Source organism: Haemophilus sp. HMSC61B11, assembly GCF_001838615.1.
GTDB lineage: Bacteria > Pseudomonadota > Gammaproteobacteria > Enterobacterales > Pasteurellaceae > Haemophilus_D > Haemophilus_D parainfluenzae_AD.
Map to the genome: position 1 here is coordinate 1 of NZ_KV837975.1, position 251 is coordinate 251.

Annotated in this window: 1 pseudogene; it reads right to left on the reverse strand. The window is 44.2% G+C overall.

Going from position 1 to position 251, the window contains the following annotated elements:
• Positions 1-2 precede the first annotated feature (2 nt).
• Positions 3-251: pseudogene (locus tag HMPREF3263_RS06230) on the reverse strand (hypothetical protein); the annotation flags it as partial.

The following is a 251-nucleotide window of genomic DNA, read 5'->3' on the forward strand; positions in this document are numbered from 1 at the left end:
ACTTATTTTGCCTGATTGTCCAACCCTTCCGCCGAGTGTTCTTCGTTAATCAGCTTTTGTTCTTCGGCGATGGATTTAAACCATTTTTGTTTTTGGTTGTTGGTTTTCTTATTCCAGTCGGCCAGTGCGCTTTCAATGGCTTTATCCGCTTTAGCGCGGTTAAACGGCACGGGAAGGGCAAAAGCGTTGCAAAACGGGATAGTGGCGATGTAATGCCATACGCTAAAACGGGGTTTGATGTGTTTTAAAAA